Annotated in this window: 15 protein-coding genes; all 15 read left to right on the plus strand. The window is 36.5% G+C overall.

Annotated elements, in window-relative coordinates:
* The first annotated feature begins 55 nt into the window (after nt 1-55).
* The 15 genes from CZ382_RS17315 to CZ382_RS17380 all read left to right on the plus strand — a co-directional run bounded on the left by CZ382_RS17315 (nt 56) and on the right by CZ382_RS17380 (nt 18,436).
* On the plus strand, nt 56-1,471 hold the full coding sequence (locus CZ382_RS17315) for an ABC transporter substrate-binding protein (RefSeq protein WP_088052441.1): 1,416 nt from the start codon (nt 56-58) through the stop codon (nt 1,469-1,471).
* Between the two features lie 62 nt (nt 1,472-1,533).
* A complete protein-coding gene (locus CZ382_RS17320; RefSeq protein WP_088052442.1) occupies nt 1,534-2,496 on the plus strand; it encodes a carbohydrate ABC transporter permease in 963 nt (320 codons plus the stop codon).
* Nucleotides 2,497-2,505: 9 nt separating this feature from the next.
* Entirely contained in the window at nt 2,506-3,321 is an 816-nt protein-coding gene (locus tag CZ382_RS17325) for a carbohydrate ABC transporter permease (RefSeq protein WP_088052443.1), read from the plus strand.
* Nucleotides 3,322-3,339: 18 nt separating this feature from the next.
* A complete protein-coding gene (locus CZ382_RS17330; RefSeq protein WP_088052444.1) occupies nt 3,340-4,485 on the plus strand; it encodes an ABC transporter ATP-binding protein in 1,146 nt (381 codons plus the stop codon).
* Nucleotides 4,473-5,594 (plus strand): ABC transporter ATP-binding protein, encoded by a 1,122-nt coding sequence (locus CZ382_RS17335; RefSeq protein WP_088052445.1) that lies wholly within the window; start codon nt 4,473-4,475, stop codon nt 5,592-5,594. The genes CZ382_RS17330 and CZ382_RS17335 overlap by 13 nt, the downstream gene beginning before the upstream one ends.
* 180 nt (nt 5,595-5,774) lie before the next feature.
* Nucleotides 5,775-7,466, plus strand: a complete 1,692-nt coding sequence (locus tag CZ382_RS17340; protein WP_088052446.1) for a ribulokinase — start codon at nt 5,775-5,777, stop codon at nt 7,464-7,466.
* Between the two features lie 338 nt (nt 7,467-7,804).
* Nucleotides 7,805-8,860, plus strand: a complete 1,056-nt coding sequence (locus tag CZ382_RS17345) for a galactitol-1-phosphate 5-dehydrogenase (RefSeq protein ID WP_088052447.1) — start codon at nt 7,805-7,807, stop codon at nt 8,858-8,860.
* A gap of 33 nt (nt 8,861-8,893) precedes the next feature.
* The gene (locus CZ382_RS17350) at nt 8,894-9,586 is read left to right on the plus strand and encodes an L-ribulose-5-phosphate 4-epimerase (RefSeq protein ID WP_088052448.1); all 693 of its coding nucleotides are present in this window, start codon (nt 8,894-8,896) and stop codon (nt 9,584-9,586) included.
* 1,251 nt (nt 9,587-10,837) lie between these two features.
* Nucleotides 10,838-11,032 carry a hypothetical protein gene (locus CZ382_RS23500; RefSeq protein WP_140392748.1) on the plus strand — a complete coding sequence of 65 codons (195 nt, stop codon included), beginning with the start codon at nt 10,838-10,840 and terminating at the stop codon, nt 11,030-11,032.
* 274 nt (nt 11,033-11,306) lie between these two features.
* A complete protein-coding gene (locus CZ382_RS24870) occupies nt 11,307-11,450 on the plus strand; it encodes a TasA family protein (RefSeq protein WP_088053525.1) in 144 nt (47 codons plus the stop codon).
* Between the two features lie 90 nt (nt 11,451-11,540).
* Entirely contained in the window at nt 11,541-12,614 is a 1,074-nt protein-coding gene (locus tag CZ382_RS17360; protein WP_159457825.1) for a glycerophosphodiester phosphodiesterase family protein, read from the plus strand.
* A 230-nt stretch (nt 12,615-12,844) separates the two neighbouring features.
* Entirely contained in the window at nt 12,845-13,933 is a 1,089-nt protein-coding gene (locus tag CZ382_RS17365) for an alcohol dehydrogenase catalytic domain-containing protein (RefSeq protein WP_088052450.1), read from the plus strand.
* Between the two features lie 210 nt (nt 13,934-14,143).
* Nucleotides 14,144-15,211, plus strand: a complete 1,068-nt coding sequence (locus CZ382_RS17370; protein ID WP_088052451.1) for an ABC transporter substrate-binding protein — start codon at nt 14,144-14,146, stop codon at nt 15,209-15,211.
* Nucleotides 15,212-15,682: 471 nt separating this feature from the next.
* On the plus strand, nt 15,683-17,344 hold the full coding sequence (locus tag CZ382_RS17375) for an ABC transporter permease (protein WP_200809542.1): 1,662 nt from the start codon (nt 15,683-15,685) through the stop codon (nt 17,342-17,344).
* Entirely contained in the window at nt 17,345-18,436 is a 1,092-nt protein-coding gene (locus tag CZ382_RS17380; RefSeq protein ID WP_088052452.1) for an ABC transporter ATP-binding protein, read from the plus strand.
* Nucleotides 18,437-18,569: the final 133 nt, after the last annotated feature.

Raw genomic sequence — 18,569 nt, forward strand, 5'->3', positions numbered from 1 at the left:
AGTTTATCTTAACGGTATTAATTACGCTAAAAAATAAGAGATTGGGAGGGTAATTATGTTCAAGAAGAATGTAACCATTTTCGCTGTGTTTTTAATGACATTATTGATTGCAAGTGCATGTTCAAGCTCTAATAGTTCCTCTACTAGTAATGGTGAACAGGAATCCACTGATTTAGAAGAATTGGATGGTTTTGATTGGAAAAGGTTCGAGGGTGAAGAAATTAATGTAATGTTAAATCAGCATCCTTACGCAGAAGCAATTATTGAAAGGTTACCCGAATTTGAGGAGAAAACAGGGATAAAAGTTCAACATTCCATTACACCGGAAGAAAGTTATTTTGATAAACTAACGACTGCTTTAAACGCCCAAAACGGAAATCCTGATGTTTTTATGACAGGTGCATATCAAGTATGGGAATATTCAACATCTGATTATATGCAAGAATTAGACTCATTTTTAGAAGATGAAAACAGAACATCACCTGATTATGATGTAGATGACTTTATCGAAGGTGCTTTGAATGCAGGTAGATGGGATGGTGTCCCTGGACATCAAGTAGGTACCGGGAATCTATGGACTGTTCCGCTTGGCTTCGAAATAAATTATTTACATTATAATAAAAGGGCTTTCGAACAAGCAGGAATCGAAGGACCTCCAGAAACATTTGATGAATTAATAGAAATTGCCTCACAATTACAAGAGTGGGATGGAGCAGGGACATACGGGATTGGGCTAAGAGGAACTAGATCATGGGCAACAATTCATCCCGGCTTTATGACTTCTTTTACAAATCATGGGGCAAAAGATTTTGAAATTGAAGATGGAAAACTGGTAACAAAAGTGAACAGCCCGGAAGCCGTAGAAATTACTGATAAATTTGTGGAATTAATAAAAAAGGGTGGGGCGTCAGATTGGTCAAACTACACTTGGTACCAGGTATCGACAGATTTAGCAGAAGGAAAGTCCGCAATGGCTTATGACGCTAGTTGGTGGCCAATCAACTACAATAAAGAGGGTGCCTCAAAAGAAGCCGGAAACTTGGCTGTAGCTCCACCACCAAAATCAAAAGATGGAGAAATTGGTTCTAACATGTGGGTTTGGTCCCTTGCAATGAATAATTCTTCTGAAAAGAAAGATGCAGCATGGTTGTTCATGCAGTACTTTACTAGCAAAGAACATATGCTATGGGGAGCTACGGAGGCCGATGTTGTTGACCCTGTACGAAATTCAGTTTGGGAAGATGAAAAATTTAAGGAACTAATCAGTAATACAGATGGGTATGAAGAAACATTTAACACCGTAATCGACAATTCAACAGTTAAGTTCACCCCACAACCAGAATTTTTTAACACTACAACTGAATGGGCTGCAGCCTTACAGGATATTGTAAATGGAGCAGACACCCAGGAACGGTTGGATGACTTAGCAGAGGAAATTAATAAAAGTGTATCCAGAATAAGAACGGAATAAAAATGAATATAAACCGGAGGCGAAGGTAATTCTTCGCCCCTTATGAAAGAGGGGAAAATAAAATGGGAATTAGAAAACCTGAACAGGAAGAAATTATAGGTAATGAAATTCCTAATGAAGGTAAAGAGCAAAATGTAGACACTGAAATTTCATTAAATAAAAAAATGCGGCCCCTTATTATATTAAGTCCTGCTTTCTTACTCACCGTTGGAATATTAATTCCATTTGGAATGGCGATTTACTTTTCCTTTACAAATTATTCTTTTAAGTATCCAGGCTTTAGTTTCGTAGGGTTAGAAAATTATATCGACATGTTTCAAAGTAAAACGTTTTGGCATAGTGTACAGGTTACGCTTTCATATGCGGGATTGTCAACTATCATAGAAACAATATTAGGTGTGGCTATTGCCCTCCTTTTAAATCGGGGAAACGTATTAGCAAAATCATTACGAACTATTTTAATTTTCCCTTTAGTTATAGCTCCAGTAATTGCAACCCTTATTTGGCAATTAATGACTAACAATTCCGTTGGTATTTTAAGCGATTGGTTACGATCAATCGGAATCGAGAATTTTACATGGGGTGCCGATCCATCAACAGCCCTTTTTACGGTTATAGTCATTGATGCTTGGGTTTATACTCCTTTTGTAACTATTCTTGTATTAGCAGGATTGGGATCTTTGCCAAAGGCCCCTTTTGAATCTGCAAAAATAGATGGGGGATCAGCATGGTTTACGTTTAAGAATTTAACATTACCAATGATTATGCCAATGTTATTAATTGCGGTTCTATTTCGTTTTATGCTATCCATTCAAATGTTTGATATTATTTTTGCCTTAACGCGTGGGGGTCCAGGGGATACTTTGATGACACTTCCGCTAACAGCATATACAGAAGCATTTACATATAAAGATCTAGGATATTCTTTGCCATATATGTTAATTCTCTGGGTTTTTGTATATATCGTTAGTTATTTTATGGTTAAATACTGGTCACATACGCAGAAAAAAGCTTCAGGGAGGTAGGGGGAAATAATGAGACAAAAAATTTCTGGATTTTTGCAAAATATTGCTTTGGTTGTTTACGCCGTTTTTGCTTTGTTTCCTTTATTATGGCTTGTAATCTTATCATTTAAAGCAGATAAGGATATGTTTAATACAAGGTTCATTTTTACGCCCACCTTGTCTAATTATGAGGTTTTATTTTCTGATGGAGTGTTTATTGGATATTTTATAGATAATTTAATTGTAAGTATTGGAGCAATAGTACTTTCGATTATAGTAGGAGTTCCCGCAGCTTATGCGTTAGCTAGGTTTGATTTTAAAGGAAGGGAATCAATAGCTTTTACATTTCTATCGTTTAGATTTGCTCCGGAGATTTTAGTGGTACTGCCAATTTTCTTAATATACCAGCAAATCGGTCTGTATGACACATACTTTGGGTTGATATGGGTGTTTCAAGTAATTTCATTACCACTACTAATCTGGATTTTACGTGGTTACTTTGAAGATATCTCCGTGGAAATAGAGAATGCTGCTCGTTTAGATGGGTATAAATGGTGGCAAGTATTTATAAAAATCATTCTGCCTTTAATTAAACCAGGATTGGTTGCATCTTCGTTACTTTCATTTATTTTTGTATGGAATAACTTTACTTTTTCACTGCTATTAGCGGGTCAAAATGTAACAACAACAACAGTTGCTATGCTCAAATACGTAGCTTCGGATACAGTTCATTATGGACAAATGGCTGGGGCGGTACTTATTTCTTCCTTACCTATTATAATTCTTGCATTAGCAATTCAGAAGCATCTTGTTCGTGGTCTTAGCATGGGGGCTGTTAAAGGTTAAATAAAAGGGGAGAGGTTTATGGCTGATATTCAGTTGAAGGATATTTATAAAAGTTTCCATAAGAAATCCGTTTTGGAAGCAATCAATTTAGAAATAAAGGATAAAGAGTTTTTTATTGTCTTTGGGCCTGCAGGTGCGGGTAAAACAACATTATTAAATATTATTGCCGGTTTACACCTTCCCGACAGAGGTGAGGTCATTCTTAATGGGAAGAGTATTAATAATATGGAACCTGAGGATCGAAATATAGCAATGGTGTTTGAAAATTATGCACTTTATCCTCATCTTACAGTTTTTGATAATATGGCTTCTCCATTACGAAGTCCGAAATATAAAGTATCTAAAGAAGTAGTACATCAGGAGATATTGCGTGTAGCAAAAATGTTAAAGATTGATATGTTATTAGATCGTAATCCTTCTGAACTGTCAAATGGGCAACGCCAACGTGTTGGTTTAGGTCGTGCACTTGTAAGGAATCCAAATGTATTCTTAATGGATGAACCGATTACACACTTGGATGCTAAATTGCGTCATCAGATGAGAGCTGAACTAAAAGATATGCAAAAGAACCTTGATACAACAACAATTTATGTCACCCATGATTATTTAGAAGCACTTAGTCTAGGTGATCGTATTGCGGTTGTAAATAATGGGAAAATTGAACAGATAGGAAGCCCAATGGAAATATATTATGTCCCCCGGAATGAATTTGTGGCCAGTTCATTTGGAGAGCCCGAAATTAATATTATTGATGCAAAAATAATAAAACATGATGAGGATGATTTACGTGTAGGGCTTCTTGATGGACAGTATAGTTTTAATCCGTTAGAGGAAATTAAAAAGTTTATAGCTGCAGAAAGAATTGAAAATGTAAGGGTAGGAATTAGGCCAAAGGACGTAAAAGTTAGGTTTGAAAAGAATGATAATAACTTAATTAATGCTAATGTCTACAGTTTTGAGCCTTTAGGTGCAAAAGCAGTTATGACAGTGAAAGTACAGGACCGACTAATTCGAATAATTATAGGGTCTGATTTAAAAGTCCAAATTAACCAGGAACTTTTTATCGAATTTAACTTTAACAATGCTATTTTTTTTGATACAGATAAAAAGAATCTTCTTTCTACAAAGAATGAAGACAGGAGGATCGTTGCATGGCAAAACTAGTTTTAAACAATATTTCCAAAACCTATTATAAAAATAAACAACCTGTTCCAGCAGTAAGAAACTTGAATTTGGAATTTGAAGATGGTGAGTTCATAGCGTTGTTAGGTCCTTCAGGATGTGGTAAATCGACAACTTTGAGAATGATAGCTGGCTTAGAAGATATAACAGACGGAGATATTATTATAGGTGATACTAGAATTAACGATTTAGCTCCTAAAGACCGAAATATTGGTCTTGCTTTTGAAAACTATGCAATGTATCCTCCACTAACAGTTTACGAGAATATAAGTTTTAATTTACGGGCAAAAAAGGTTTCAAAGAGGGAAATAAAGTCCAGGGTAGAAGAGATTTCCAAGTTATTAGACATTACTGATTTGCTTAATATGAGTCCAAATGCTCTATCAGGTGGTCAAAAACAGCGGATAAATATTGCAAGAGCTATTGTAAGACAACCTGAGGTTCTTCTTTTAGATGAACCACTGTCACATCTTGATGGAAAGGTACGGCTAAAAATGAGGACGGAGATTAAACACCTACATTATAAAATTAACTGTACTACTATTATTGTGACACACGATCAACTAGAGGCAATGGCAATGGCTGATCGAATTGCAATAATTGATAATGGAGTTCTTCAGCAGTTTGGAACACCACTGGAGGTTTTTAACAATCCGGTAAATGAGTTTGTTGCTGGGTTTATTGGTGAACCTCCCATGAATCTGTTTGATGTATTTACAATTATTGAAAATGGTGAATTACATTTTAAAACAAAGGGCTCAAGAATTAAATTTAAGGTACCTGAATTCTACCTAAAATTTGTCAGTGATGGGGAACAATATCGTTTTGGAATACGCCCTACCGACATAAAGATTGTTATGAATGATGATAATTATACAACTGAAGCAAAAATATCTGTATATGAGAATTTAGGAGAGGAGTGCAGAATTCATATAAAGCTTGAGAATGATAATATGTTAAGCGTAGTATCTGATGACCTTTTGCAGTATAAAGCAGGAGATAAAATTAATTTGTTATTTAATTCGGAAAGGATCCATATATTTGATAAAGATACAGGTGAACGAATTGAAAAAAGGAAAGTTTTAGTCTAAATGGCTGTTCTGCTGGGACTATAATTAAACTTATTGGAAATTATAAATTTGATTTTGAATGAAAGAATAAAGCAGCTGTTTTAGTTAACATTTGTTGGCACATTTACAGTTCCAGTTTCTTTTAGAAAAATGATCATCGGAGAATTATATAATGATTTTTTATTCCAAAGGAGGTATATAATGGCGGGAAAATATGTTATTGGTGTTGACTTTGGAACTGAATCCGGTCGGGCTGTTCTAGTTTCTGTTGATGGTGGTGAAGAGATTGCCTCTCATGTGACACGCTATAAACATGGTGTTATTGATCAGGAATTGCCTGAAAGCGGGATAAAGCTAAATAGTGGATGGGCACTTCAGCATCCATTAGATTACCTTGATGTTGTTAAAAAGTCGATCCCTAAGGTAATACAAGATGCAAAAATTCCCTCTTCTGAAATAATTGGATTAGGCATTGCTTTTACCTCTTGTACGATGCTGCCGATTGGTCAAAATGGGGATCCATTGTGTATAAATCCTCAATTTAAAGATAACCCGCATAGTTGGGTGAAACTCTGGAAACACCATGCGGCGCATAAGGAAGCAAATCAATTAAATGACATTACAAAACAAATCGATACAAGTTTATTGAATAGATATGGAGGCAAGATTTCCTCGGAATGGATGATTCCTAAGTTGTGGCAAATATTAAAAGAAGCACCTGATTTGTATGAGTCAACGGATCTTTTTGTAGAAGCATCTGACTGGGTTACATATAAATTAACTAATAATTTTGTTCGGAATAGTTGTGCTGCGGGTTATAAGTCATTGTGGGCTAAAAGAGGAGGGTATCCTAGTAAACAATTTTTTAAATCGCTTGATAATCAATTAGAAGATTTAACTTGTAATAAACTCCGTGGAGAAATCTTCCCCTCAGGTACAAGGGCTGGAGGATTAACAAAAGAGATGGCATTGTTAACAGGGTTAAATGAAGGTTTAGCAGTTGCTGTTGGAAATGTAGATGCACATGTATCTGTTCCTGGAATGGGAGTAACAGAGCCAGGTACATTAGTAATGACAATGGGTACCTCTATTTGTCATTTGCTACTTGGAAATGAAGAAAAACAAATAAAGGGAATATGCGGAGTAGTTGAAGATGGAATAATACCTGGTTATTACGGATATGAAGCAGGACAACCTGCAGTTGGAGATATATTTGCTTGGTATATTAACAGGGCTGTTCCAGCATACATACATGAAGAGGCAACGGCCAAAGGAATTAGTATACACCAATTATTGGAAGAAAAAGCAGCAGATTATAATCCTGGAGAATCCGGACTATTAGCATTAGATTGGTGGAATGGAAATCGTTCCATTCTAGTTGATGCTGATGTGAGTGGTCTCTTGTTAGGAATGAATCTACAAACAAAACCTGAAGAGATTTATCGTACTTTATTAGAATCTACTGCATTTGGTACGCGCAGAATCTTGGATGAATTCTCCAAAAGTGGTTTAGAAGTAAATGAACTTTATGTTTGCGGGGGTTTAACGCATAATAACAGGTTGTTAATGCAAATATATGCTGATGTAACAAATAGAGTAATAAAGATAGCGGATTCTGCTCACATCTCAGCCTTGGGAGCTGCAATGTTTGGTGCAGTTGCAGCTGGAGAAGAAAATGGAGGTTATAATTCGATCATCGAAGCTTCAAAAGAAATGGCATCCATGAAAAATACAGTTATAAAACCAATACCTCAGAATGTAAAAGTATATGAAAAAATATATAAAGAATATTCCTTACTCCATGACTACTTTGGAGAAGGAGAAAATGATGTTATGAAACAATTACGTGCAATTCAATTGGGAAACAAACAGATGGTAATGGGGTCAACCTAATCTTAGAATGCAAAAATACGGGTGTTAAGTAGAGTTATGCTATTTTTCACCTAGTGAAGATTAAAAGATTTTCGTGCAGTCCCTAGTGATAATTGAAAAAATGGTCATTAAACAACTACTGGCTTAGCTGGTAGTTGTTTAACTTAATGAGAATGTTAGTCCATATCGAGCTACTAAAAACAAGTCTGGCATGTGTTATATTTATTTCGGTTATTTCTTTATTTTAGTATTACCTGGAAAAACTGTAATATATGATTATTTGGAGCATCGTGCAGCATGCAAAAAGTAATCCTGGTACAGAGTCAAAAACTGATAGGACGATTAGGGAGGCACAAAGTATGGAAGGGAAAATGAAGGCAGCCGTTTTACATGGATTAGGTGATATTCGCGCAGAAACAGTTGAGATACCTCAAATAAATGATCAAGAAGTACTAATTAAAGTTAAATATTGTGGAATTTGCGGTTCGGACGTACCACGTTCTATGATAAGCGGAGCACGAAAGTATCCGCTGATCCTTGGCCACGAGTTTACCGGAGAACTAGTGGAAGTAGGAGCAGATGTAGATAATTTAAAGTCGGGTGATCGCGTCGTAGTTGCCCCTCTTATACCATGCGGTGAATGTCAGCATTGTAAGGCTGGGGACTACGGATTATGTGACAATTATAACATTATCGGTACGGGTAGTAATGGTGCTTTCGCCGAGTACGTTAAAGCTCCGAAAAATCATGTATTGTCAATAGATGATAGTTTGGAATTCGAAATAGCTGCCGGAATTGAACCAGCAACAATAGGATACCATGGCTTGCAAAAAGCAAATATACAACCGGGTGAAACAGTGGTTGTAATGGGATGTGGCCCAATCGGTCAATTGACACTTCAATGGGCCAACGTTTTTGGTGCGTCTACAGTAATTGCCGTTGATATTATTGGTGAAAAGCTTGAATTAGCAAAAGAGCTTGGTGCTGACATTACGATTAACTCTAAAGAAGTGGATGCGGTCCAGAAAATTAAAGAAATTACTGGCGGTGGAGCTGCAGTCGTTGCAGAAACTGCCGGTAGTGTTATTACCCAGCAACAAGCAGTTCTTGTAGCGAAGAAAAAAGGGCGAGTAGTCTTTTTGGGTATTACCCATAAAGGCCTGGATTTAAAAGAGGAGATGATAGAGCATATCATGCGGGGGGAATTAACAATTAAAGGATCCTGGAATTCTTATGAGCCGCCATATCCTGGTTTGGCATGGCAAGCAACCTTAGATTTTATGACAAAAGGTGCTATTAAATTTAAACCAATGATTTCACATAAAATCGCTGTTGACGGGGTAGGGGACTATCTAAAAGGTATGGCGGACAGAACCTTATTTTATAATAAAGTTCTCGTATCCTTTGATGATTAGTGATAGATAAACGTGAAGGGAGAATAGAGTGCAGTGTTAGAAAATCTAAAAAAAGAAGTACTGGAAGCTAACCTTGGTCTGCCCAAACACGGATTAGTTACATTTACATGGGGAAATGTGAGTGGAATTGATCGAGAATCCGGGTTGGTTGTCATTAAGCCAAGCGGAGTTGAATATGACAAGTTAACTGTTGATAGTTTAGTAGTTGTTGATCTAGATGGCAACACTGTAGAAGGAGATTTAAAACCATCTTCAGACACAAAAACACATCTTGTACTGTACAAAAGTTTCAAAGAAATAGGTGGTGTCGTTCATACCCATTCAACATGGGCAACTAGCTGGGCCCAAGCAACAATGGATTTGCCCGCTTTTGGAACGACGCACGCCGATACTTTTTATGGATCTATTCCGTGTACAAGAAATTTAATCAAGGAAGAAATTAATCAAGATTATGAACTAGAAACAGGTAATGTGATTGTAGAAACATTTAACGAACGCAATATAGATCCTAATGCAGTCCCTTCAGCATTAGTTTATAGTCACGGACCATTTGCATGGGGGAAAAATGCCGGTAAAGCCCTTGAGAATGCAGTTGTTTTAGAAGAAATCTCTAAAATGGCATATTACACATTAACGCTTAATGCAAACGTTTCTACAATAGAACAGCAGTTGCTTGACAAACATTATTTAAGAAAACATGGTAAATATGCATATTATGGGCAATAATAATTCTTTTTTTGACAGAAGAGTGAGATATAGAAGAATGGTTCAAAATACTATTAGGAGCTTCAACTTTAAGGTTCCTTTTAGATTACTTAAAAATACCTTCGAACCTAAATCTTTGCAAATCACACGGAGCATTAAAGTGTAATGATTTACACAGATAATATGACGTTACATGACTAAAGAACTAAAGTAATGGTGCAAATTTACCTTTATTAAAAACAATCCGGAAGGGTGTTGACATCTCACTGTTTCGTGACTAGTATTGTATACAATACATATTTAGTATTGGACTTACTTTCAATTTGATGTGGAACCCGAGTTTTTTGTTGTTTTTTTCAAATCGTTGATATATCAATGCTTTTGCTATCTCAACAAAAGATTGTAGTCCAAAACGGAATAGACGTTAAAAAAGCCTGTCAGACCGAATTTTAAAATGGCTAATATTGCAAATTAGGACTACAATATTCAGTTTAAAGTTCTAAAGCCTTGCTACCATTGAACTTGGAAATTTTTGTCGCAAAACTCGTGGTGGAACACTGTTTTTATATCGTTTCTGATCGCCTTTTTGTAATTTTAACCTTATACCCCAAGATATCTTCTACATTTTGCACCATCAGATTTCCCAACAAGAATAAGCGTAAAAATAAACGCTGAACTCCACCATGACAGCTAACTTTCATTGATTGTCATGAAGTTTCATAGACTAATAAAAAACAAATTACAAGCCTTCTTCTTTTAACATAAGTTTTTTGTTTTTGATCATCTCAAATGACGCAACCAACAGGGACCAAATTTAATGATAACAATCAAGTTACAAGCGGCTGCCAAGTACTTTAAGTAAAGACAATTTCATCGGACATCCATAGACAAAAATCATGGTTGAGAGAACCATAAGAATCCATTTTGCGAGAAAACATCAACGTATCATTTCAAAGGAGAGAAACGCTCCAAAAAAAATTTTCTTAATAAAATAGTGTGATTACGATACTGCTTTTGATTCTTTTTATTGAATGATCGGCATTGCGGTCGCCATACGTGCGTCCGGGGAGGGCGGACAGAATTTTTAGTTATCAGGGATTAATGGAACACCTTACCCATGCAGGTTTTGTGATAAGAATAAGATCCGTGGATAATTTAGGTTGAATTCCAAAAGGTGATGTTATTATTTATTGGGCCAAAGACACATCTTGATAAGCATCGTATTGCGGGACGAGAACCACGGAAGGAAGTTTACATAAGAGTACAACAACGATGCACCGAATCCTGAAGCTGTACTTAGGAAAAACATTTAAGGGTATCTATTCGGGCATGGCGATTACCTATATGGGCTATGCAATAAACGTTGCTAATGGCGACAAAGATAGCATATTGTTGTTCATCGTTCACTGTCTTGTGATAATAGGTAATGTTTGCTGTCACGATTTGGCACGTGATGTGTCAATCTAAAAGGGTTAATAAGCCCCAACCAAAATGGTCGTTTGTAACGGCCTCGAGCCGTTCAAAAATATAGATTTTATATGAGGAGGATTTTATGGGATTGAAGAAACAGCTTGACATTAGGTGTCATTTTAACGGCACTGGGTTTATTATGAATTGGAGGAAGGAGGTTGGATCTGTCGGCGGAACCGACTAAAGGGATTAACAATATCAATCCAAGCTACTCTATGACCCGTGATTTTGAGATGAATGAGCAGTGTCATAGGAGATTAATAATGTGTAGCTGGATACCGACTATGATGCCGAAGATGCTGAAGCTGATAACTATGAAATCATTGGAAAGTATATCGATGTTGAGTTTCTTTACAATGCGGATCAAGTTAAAGAAGTCGTTTGTAAACAACGTTTGACGAGCTTAAAGATATAAGTCTGGAACCGGTTGAGGAAAATGAAGCTTTCTGGGAATACAATTATGTTGTCGAAAATCACTAAGGAACAGAAGGGGCGAAGTGTAATAATGAAAGTTAAATTTTTATTGCTTGCAATTCTGTGTGTATTTGTATTTTCATATACGCTAGGTAGTAGTGTTACTGCAGCATCCACTGATAACTGGTTACAAGATAACAAGTCAGAATTAAGTGCTCATCGTGGTGCACATGTGGTTGCTCCCGAAAACTCAGTGGAAGCAATTAAGTGGGCTGGGTTATTAGGATATGGTTTTGTTGAAATTGATATCCAAACAACGAAAGATGGTCATTACGTATTAATGCACGATTCAACAATTAATCGAACAACAACAGGCTCCGGTAAGGTGAAAAATTTAACATTAGAAGAAATTAAAAGTTATTCCATGGTAGATGAGGATGGGACCAAAACAAATTACAAAGTACCAACGCTAAGTGAAGCATTAGAAGCGGCTCACAAGTACGATGTCGGTGTCAACTTTGATGGCTCAAAAGGTGATTGGAATGATAAACAATTTGTTGATTATATTATGGATGCGGCTGAGGAAGCCGGAGTGTTAGATCATTCGTTCTTTGTATTGAGCAACAAGGAAATCCGCGATCAATTTAATGCTTGGTACCCTGAAGCAACTGTAACATTCCTCGGTAATGCTTTAAAAAATGTAGATAAGGATATAGAAGAACTAAAGAAATACAATAGTTCGATTTATACAACATCTATTGATAATATTGATCAAGAAGCTGCCAAAAAAATTGATGAAGCAGATATCAAAACGCATCTTTATAAGGTAAACTCTGCTGAAACATATACAAAAGCTATTAAATTACAACCGCGATTAATTGAAACGGATGTAATTGTACCTGGCGGGGCAGATAAGTTAAAGACTAGTGTGGAGAAGTTGCAGAACGATGGAGTAATTGAAAGCGTTCAAGCAGCTCATGAATTGGAACTTCACTTAACTGCGGTAAACCATTTTGAGAAACAGGAGAAGTCCCAAAAAGTCGTTAAGCATATGAACGGCTTTAAAAAGATAATAGAACATCAGAAAAACAAGGAATTGATCCCCGAATATGTAAATAACATATTGGAAGTTAATGCAAATAAAATTATAAATAAATGGCAGTAGAAGTATTAAATATAAAATGGTGTTTTAATTATTGAGATAAATCACGCGTTCCTCTTCCAACTTTAGACCATCAGTGATGATGGTTTTTTCTTTTGCCCCAACTATTACTTTTCCTTCTGTATTGCGGATTTAAGTTCAAATTTGCTTGTTTGTGTTCCTGATTGAAGAATATTTGTTATATCACGAACATAAATAAATATAAATAAACATTATGGAGGCGCTAACTATAGATGAATGAAGAAACTGTTGAATCCAAGACTTACCGATTAGTAAAACCCGGGAAATTCGAGGAAACTATACTTCATCATAATGTAAAGGATGGTGAGGTCGTAGTACAACCCAGTTTAGCAAGTATATGTCATGCAGATTTACGATATTATACAGGACAAAGGAGAAAAGAAGCTCTTGAAAAAAAACTTCCAATGGCATTGTTCCATGAAGGGATAGGTCAGGTGGTTAAATCAAGGGATGAATCGATACAAACCGGTCAACGTGTAATAATCGTTCCAAACATTGCTGGAAGACTACTAAATGATAACAAAAATAATGATACCGCATCTGCGACCAGACGGATAGTTGCTGATAATTATTCCGAAAATGGGGCTTTTCTAGGAAGTGGTTATGATGGAATCGGCCAAAATCGCCTTGTTTTGCCTTCAGAGAATGTAGTTCCAATTCCTGAAGATGTCCCGGATAAAATTGCTGTGCTTGCCGAAATGAGCTCTGTATCACTTCATGCGCTTAGCCATGTATGTGCTTCACTAAATGATGGTAAGGTTTCAGTTTTTGGAGATGGACCTGTTGGCTATTTAACAGCCGCCTTGTTGTACCACATATACGGGATTCCAAAATCGGAACTTATCGTATTTGGAGCAATAAAGGATAAATTGAAGCATTTCAATTTCGCAACAACCCATCTTGTACATGATTTTGACTTTAAAGCTCAGAAAGAGGTTGTAACAGCTATTGAGGGTACTGGTGGAAAGTTTTCAGAAAGTGCAATCAATCAGGCTATCGATTTAATTGAGCCACAGGGAAAGATTACTTTAATGGGTGTTTCAGAGGACCTTGTTCCTATTAATACCAGGGATGTCCTTCAAAAGGGTTTAACACTATTTGGCAGTTCAAGAAGTACAGTAAAAGAATTTAAAATACTGATGAAGGCTTTCCAGAATCAGGCTTATCAAAAAACATTGGAAAGAATTTTGCCTGCTCAAAATGAATTAATTAGAAGTGCGGAAGATTTAAAAAAGGCAATGGATAAAGCCTCGACAAACAAGGGATGGGGTAAAATTCTCTTGTCATTTGAATGGGATTAATTTATAGAAGGTATTTCTATATTTGGTTCAAGGTAACTTTCAGAATTACTTTAGGTTTTGTTAAATATATTAAAAATAGCAGCTCATTTTGAATTACAAAAGGGGGAGAGGGATGCATTACAAATTATTGCAAAATTACAAGTGCGTCCAGTAGCTTAGTGAAAAGAAATGGGTCGTGCGGAGAAAATTAATTATTTTTAGGAGGGAGAAATGATGTTGAAAAAAAGTTTTATATTTGTTCCGGTGATTTGTGTGCTATTGCTGCTAGGCGCTTGCGAGGGTAACGAAAAATCTTCTGGAGATAAAGACTCCTATGATAAATTGACGATGTATACTACTTTACCTGAAGAAAACGCAGAAGCATATATAAAAGAATTTCAAAAAGATACCGGGATTGAAGTAAGGTACACCCGTCTAAGCACAGGAGAAATTCTGTCAAAACTCGAAAGTCAAAAAGGTCATAACGATGCAAGCATATGGTTTGCCGGCCCGTCCGATAGTTTCATTATAGCGGATGAGAAAGGGTTATTGGAGGAATATGACCCCGAGGTATTGGGAAATTATGATGAAATTTATGAAAATGCGCTAATTGAGGATGCTAATTGGCTCCCTATCTACCAGGGTCCTATAGCATTTGCATCCAACGAGGATTGGTTGGAGGAAAATGGAATCGAGGCACCAACGAGCTGGGATGATCTCTTGAAACCGGAGTTTAAAGACCAAATAATGTTGGCTCACCCTGCTGCATCAGGTACGGGGTATACATTTGTATCTGCGCTTGTTCAAATGATGGGGGAAGATGAGGCATTTGACTACTTAAAAGAGTTCAATAAAAATGTAAAACAATGGACAAAATCAGGGTCTTCAAATGCACAATTTATCGGAATAGGTGAAGTTGGTGTTGGGCTTGCATTTGCTCAGGACTTGTTACCGGTGAAGGAACAAGGTTATAACATTAAACTTACTTATCCAGAGGATGGAGTACCAGTGGCAGTTGAGGGGGTTGCTAAAATAAAGGGTGGGCCAGAAAAGGAAAACGAAAATGCAAAAGAATTTATGAAGTGGATAAATAGTGACGAAGGTCAAAATGTGTATGCGAATACTGGGTTCTACCATCTACCGGTAATACCGGACGCAAAGTTACCAGAAGGGGCTCCAAACCTTAGTGAATTAAATGTAGCTGATACGGATGATGTTTGGGGTAGTAAACATCGTGAAGAAATTGTTAATCGATTCGAAAAAGAGGTTGAATCTGAAGATAAAGCTTCCGACAAATAATCACTTTTCAGAAGGTGTCTTATTGGCAATGCGTTCATCTAAAGTCAACCTCTTAATTGGGTTATCGGTTTTGAATATCTATCTTTGAGTTTGAGTCTTATACTCTAGCCTTGTTGTTGATTAGTTGCTTCACATGCCTAATTTTAAAACATGCAAGGAAATATGCACCAGCAAGTGTTGATTTTAGGGGTGGGTGCAGTCTGTACCAATTATAATGGTTCATGAGTTTGGGGTTCACATATGGTTTTACCGAATAAAACAAAACCGTTCTGTTTCTTTAAATGCTTTCCCAAACTCCCCGGTTACATTGGTCACGGACCTACCCACCATAAATAAGGAATATCAATTGATCACAATACCGGATACATAAAACTTGCTGGCATCGAGTACGTTTATGATAACTGTTGCTGTTAGAATCATGTGGCCACGAGAAATAACCGGAATCGATTCCGATAGGGAGGGTTTAATAGATTGTCAAATTCAAGCATAGTTGGAAAGCCAATGAAAGCAATGAAAAAGGATCCATATATAATTGGCTTAGTCATTTTGGTGCTAATATCACTTTTTTTGTTTTCGGCTTATCCAATATATAATATTTTTAAAACAATTTTTATCGGTGAAAGTGGTTTTGATATTACAGCAGTACAAAAAATCCTTAGTAAGCCCAGAATATGGGAAACGATACGGAATAGTTTGGTGTTAGGGGTTTTATCGGCTTTTATTAGCACTGTGGTAGGGTTTGTTTTTGCTTATTCTGTGACAAGAACCCGCATGGTTGGCAGGAAATTTTTTAATTTAATTGCAGTATTTCCTGTTGTATCACCTCCTTTTGTACTAGCATTATCGATGATTTTACTATTTGGTAATTCCGGATTAATTTCTAAGGAATTGCTTGGGATGCAAAACACGAATGTTTATGGTTTTACAAGCCTAGTAATTATTCAAGCCATGTCCTTTTTTCCCATTGCATACCTTAATTTAAAAGGTTTACTTGAATCAATGGATGCCTCACTGGAGGATTCTGCTTTAAGTTTGGGGGCTTCCAGATTGAAGGTGGTTACTACCGTCACGTTGCCATTAATGATACCGGGCATTTTTAGTTCCATACTTTTAACATTTATTAAATCAATTGAAGACTTCGGGAACCCGATGGTTATTGGCGGGGATTACACAACTTTGGCTACTGATGCGTATACGACAATTATAGGTATGCACGATCTGAGGTCAGGTTCATTATTAGCAGTTTCCATTCTATTCCCTGTTTTAGCCGCCTATTTGATTCAACGGTATTGGGTTAGTAGAAGGTCATATACAACCGTAACAGGGAAAACATCACAAAGCTCCGTATTTATTAAAGAAAAGAAGATAATTGTACCATTATTTATCATCTGCCTATCCATAACAGGGATCATTGTTTTATTTTACGGTACCATTATTATGACTGCTTTCGTCAAACTATGGGGAGTAGATTACTCATTGACTTTGGACCATTTTAGATACATTTTTGATGTTGGTCTAGACACTATTTTGGATACAATAATTCTTGCTGTTATTGCAACTCCACTAATGGTTTTGATAGGTATGGTGATTTCGTTTTTAACTGTAAGAAAAAGTTTTCCAGGAAAAAAATTAATGGAAGCAGGTTCAATACTGCTCTTTGCTGTTCCTGGCACAGTTGTCGGTGTGGGATATCTGTTAACGTTTAATAGTCCACCATTGGTTATTACAGGAACTGCGGCTATTATCATTTTGGCGCTTGTTTTTCGTTATATGTCCTTGGGGATCGAAGCTGGAGCGAACGCCTTAAGACAGATCGATCCATCACTGGAGGAAGCATCCAAATCTCTGGGTGCCAGTGGGTTCACTACTTTTAGGAAAATAACATTACCCTTAATAAAGTCAGCAATGTTTTCAAGTGCAATATATGGGTTCACCAGGGCGATGACTTCCATAAGTGCTATCATATTTTTGGTCTCCGCGAGTTGGAATCTGATGACAGTTTCCATTTTATCAGCTGTTGACTTTGGTAGGCTTAGCGTTGCTGCGGCCTATTGTGTATTATTGCTCATCATTGTATTAATTGCATTCTCTGCTTTAAATATATTTTTAAAACAAAGTGAAAGGTCGATGTAAATGAACTCAAATACAGGATCTGATTTGGTAAAGGTTGAAAACTTGGTGAAAGTATTTACATCCCGTGATAAGAAAAAAGATTTTTATGCTGTTGATAATGTATCTATTAATTTTAAGTACGGAGAATTAACAACTTTGCTAGGACCTTCAGGGTGTGGCAAAACGACAACATTACGTATGTTGGCAGGCTTTGAATTTCCGACAAGTGGAAAAGTGATTGTTGACGGGAAGGATATAACAATGCAAACTCCAAATAAACGTGATGTAGGTATGGTGTTTCAAAACTATGCCTTGTTCCCACATCTAACGGTTTATGAAAATGTATCGTATGGATTGAAAATAAAAAAGGTAGGTAAGGCTGAACTCAAAAATAGGACGGAAAAAATATTATCGCTTATGCAACTGGAAAAAATGAAAGATCGAACTCCTTCAGAGCTTTCGGGGGGTCAGCAGCAACGTGTAGCTATTGCAAGAGCAATTATAACCGAGCCTAAGATACTATTATTTGACGAACCGCTTTCCAATTTAGACGCTAAGCTTCGTCAATATATGAGGATGGAGCTTCGAAATTTACAACGCAGACTTGGTATTACTAGCGTATACGTTACCCATGACCAAGAAGAAGCTATGGCTATTTCCGATCAAATAGTGATTTTGAACAAAGGGCAAATTCAACAGGTGGGGTCTCCACTGGAGGTCTATTTAAATCCTGTTAATAAATTTGTTGCCAATTTTGTTGGGAATTCAGATATCCTACAGGCTTCCATTAACAAAGTCACGGAGAAATCTATTGGATTAAGTCTTGAAGGGACAAATATTCAAGTGAAAAGTATTCTCGATCATAAGTTTAAAAAAGGTGATTTAGTTGACTGTGCAATAAAACCCGAGTTTTGGTCTATTGACGATGAAGGGAATTTTTTAGTCGAGATCATTCAAGCTACATTTTTAGGGTCATATATGGAATATTTAGCAAAGCTAGGTGAGCAGTCATTTACATTTGTTGATTATTATTATTATGAAAATGGTCAGAAAGAAATAGGATCAAAAATATGGTTGAGATTAAGAAATGATTTGATTAAAGTTTTGGAATGAATGTCTTCATCTGTTATATACAGGGTAATGCTGATGACCAATGTAGTAGTTAATCCAATGCTTTTTTTCATGTCGAGGTTGGAAAGTTGCTCAGGAACAAATAGGCCAGGTGATCAAAGAGTTTAAGAGGTAC

The sequence above is a fragment of the Virgibacillus dakarensis genome, assembly GCF_900155625.1.
In the GTDB taxonomy this organism is placed as follows: Bacteria; Bacillota; Bacilli; order Bacillales; family Amphibacillaceae; genus Lentibacillus_C; species Lentibacillus_C populi.

Excerpts from the sequence above, each read along its gene's own strand:
- CZ382_RS17360 (WP_159457825.1), top strand. The coding sequence starts at position 11,541 with ATGAAAGTTAAATTTTTATTGCTTGCAATTCTGTGTGTATTTGTATTT.
- CZ382_RS23500 (WP_140392748.1), top strand. The coding sequence starts at position 10,838 with ATGCACCGAATCCTGAAGCTGTACTTAGGAAAAACATTTAAGGGTATC.
- CZ382_RS17370 (WP_088052451.1), top strand. The coding sequence starts at position 14,144 with ATGATGTTGAAAAAAAGTTTTATATTTGTTCCGGTGATTTGTGTGCTA.
- CZ382_RS17320 (WP_088052442.1), top strand. The coding sequence starts at position 1,534 with ATGGGAATTAGAAAACCTGAACAGGAAGAAATTATAGGTAATGAAATT.
- CZ382_RS17325 (WP_088052443.1), top strand. The coding sequence starts at position 2,506 with ATGAGACAAAAAATTTCTGGATTTTTGCAAAATATTGCTTTGGTTGTT.
- CZ382_RS17340 (WP_088052446.1), top strand. The coding sequence starts at position 5,775 with ATGGCGGGAAAATATGTTATTGGTGTTGACTTTGGAACTGAATCCGGT.
- CZ382_RS17330 (WP_088052444.1), top strand. The coding sequence starts at position 3,340 with ATGGCTGATATTCAGTTGAAGGATATTTATAAAAGTTTCCATAAGAAA.
- CZ382_RS17345 (WP_088052447.1), top strand. The coding sequence starts at position 7,805 with ATGGAAGGGAAAATGAAGGCAGCCGTTTTACATGGATTAGGTGATATT.
- CZ382_RS17315 (WP_088052441.1), top strand. The coding sequence starts at position 56 with ATGTTCAAGAAGAATGTAACCATTTTCGCTGTGTTTTTAATGACATTA.
- CZ382_RS17335 (WP_088052445.1), top strand. The coding sequence starts at position 4,473 with ATGGCAAAACTAGTTTTAAACAATATTTCCAAAACCTATTATAAAAAT.
- CZ382_RS17380 (WP_088052452.1), top strand. The coding sequence starts at position 17,345 with ATGAACTCAAATACAGGATCTGATTTGGTAAAGGTTGAAAACTTGGTG.
- CZ382_RS17365 (WP_088052450.1), top strand. The coding sequence starts at position 12,845 with ATGAATGAAGAAACTGTTGAATCCAAGACTTACCGATTAGTAAAACCC.